General features: G+C 65.6%; 2 protein-coding genes. One reads left to right on the top strand and one right to left on the bottom strand.

Annotated features, from left to right (window positions below):
- The first annotated feature begins 72 nt into the window (after positions 1 to 72).
- The gene (locus tag ABZV31_RS38185; RefSeq protein ID WP_355901477.1) at positions 73 to 813 is read left to right on the top strand and encodes a methyltransferase domain-containing protein; all 741 of its coding nucleotides are present in this window, start codon (positions 73 to 75) and stop codon (positions 811 to 813) included.
- Positions 814 to 874: 61 nt separating this feature from the next.
- Here the strand turns inward: ABZV31_RS38185 and ABZV31_RS38180 are convergent.
- Positions 875 to 2011 (bottom strand): IS256 family transposase (locus tag ABZV31_RS38180; protein WP_355901475.1); only part of this gene is annotated, 1137 nt, incomplete at its 5' end.

Genomic DNA, 2011 nt, shown 5'->3' with positions numbered 1-2011 from the left:
GAGAAATTGTCAATACTTGTGGATGGCTCATCAGCAACGGTAGGTGGTGAGTGACGAGGCATACTGTCAGTCGTGACGACGTATGACCGCATCGGTGCGACCTACAATCACACGCGACGCCCCGACCATCGGATCGCTGTCAAGATCCACGAGGCGCTCGGCGATGCCAGCACTGTTATCAACGTAGGTGCTGGCGCCGGCTCCTACGAACCACCGCAAACGGTGCTGGCGGTTGAACCCAGTTCAGTGATGATCGCCCAACGTCCGGCCGGATCTGCGCGGGCCCTGCAGGCGTCCGCGGAGTCGATTCCCATTGCCGACGATTCGGCCGACGCGGTGATGGCCCTGCTGACCGTGCACCACTGGACGAACCTGGAAGCCGGAATTGGGGAACTCCTTCGGATCGCTCGGCAACGCGTCGTCATCTTCACTTGGGACCAGGCCATCTTCCGCAGGTTTTGGCTGCTGGACGAGTACCTGCCCGAGGTAGCCGCGTTCACCGACACACGGACCGTCCTCATCGATCGGCTGGTTGCGCTGCTGGGAGATGCCCGCGTCGAGACGGTCCCGATTCCGCACGACTGCACCGACGGATTTGGCGCTGCTTTCTGGCGCCGACCTGAGGCATACCTCGATCCGGAAGTGCGAGCAGGCATGTCGATGCTCGCCCAGACCGGCGAGGAGGTCGTTCGCCCGGGCCTGGCCCGGCTGTCCAGCGACCTGTCCTCCGGCTTGTGGCACGAACGCCATGCTGACCTGCTCGACCGCGAAGCACTAGACGTCGGCTACCGACTTCTCATAGCGGACCTTTAGACACAGGCGGCCGACCCGGCTCAACACTCAGGCAGATCTGTACTTCTGCAGTGGGACTTGTTCATGCCGCGAGGGCCTCGGGTCGTTCGACGAGGTGGCCGCGTTCGAAGCGGGCCCCGGCGCGGACGAGAGCAACGAGATGGGGCGCGTTCACGGCCCGCCACCGGGCCTGGGCGGACTCGATGAGCTTGAAGACCATGGCGAGGGCGGCGGCCCGGGAGCCTGCGCCTTTGGTGACCTTGGTCCGCAGTCGCACGGTGGCAAAGGTCGACTCGATCGGGTTGGTGGTCCGCAGGTGGATCCAGTGCTCGGCGGGGAAGTCGAAGAACGCCAGTAGCTCGTCCTCGTCATCTGTGATCCTCCTGACGACCTTGGGGTACTTCGCCCCGTAGGCCCGCTCGAAGTCGCGGACGGCCCTGGCCGCGTGCTCCTTGTCCTCGGCGTTGTAGATCTCCTGGATCGCACGCTTGGCCGCGGGCTGGGCGGACTTCGGGAGGGCGTCGAGCACATTTACAGTTTTATGCACCCAGCACCGCTGGTGGCGGGTGTCGGGGAACACCTCGTTCAGCGCGTTCCAAAAGCCGAGCGCGCCGTCGCCGACGGCCAGGACCGGAGCGCGCATGCCCCGGCGGGCGCAGTCCCGCAGCAGGCCCGCCCACGCCTCGGACGATTCGCGGTAGCCGTCGGTCATCGCGATCAGTTCCTTCGTGCCGTCCGCGCGCACGCCCATCAGCACCAGCACCGCGGCCTTCGCTTCCTCCAGGCGTATCCGCAGGTGCACACCATCCGCCCACACGTACACGTAGTCCGTGGCGGACAGGTCACGGTCCTGGAAGGCGGTGTGGTCGGCCTGCCACTGCGTGGTCAGCCGGGTCACCGTCGCGGGCGACAGGCCGGCTGACGAGCCGAGGAACTGCTCAAGAGCGGGTACGAAGTCCCCCGACGACAGGCCATGCAGGTAAAGCAGCGGCAGTACCTCGCTGATCTTCGGGGATTTACGGCACCACGGAGGCAGGATCGCCGAGGCGAACCGCTTGCGCTTCCCGGTAGCGTCGTCGATACGCTTGTCGTTCACTCGCGGGGCCCTGACCTCGACTGCCCCGGCGACTGTGGTGACCTTCCGCGGCTGGTGGTAGCCGTTGCGCACGACCAGACGGTGACCGTCGCCATCCCGCTGATCAGCCAACTCGGCTATGTA

The sequence above is a fragment of the Streptomyces sp. NPDC005202 genome (assembly GCF_040608235.1).
GTDB lineage: Bacteria > Actinomycetota > Actinomycetes > Streptomycetales > Streptomycetaceae > Streptomyces.
This window is presented reverse-complemented; position numbering and strand designations above follow the sequence as displayed.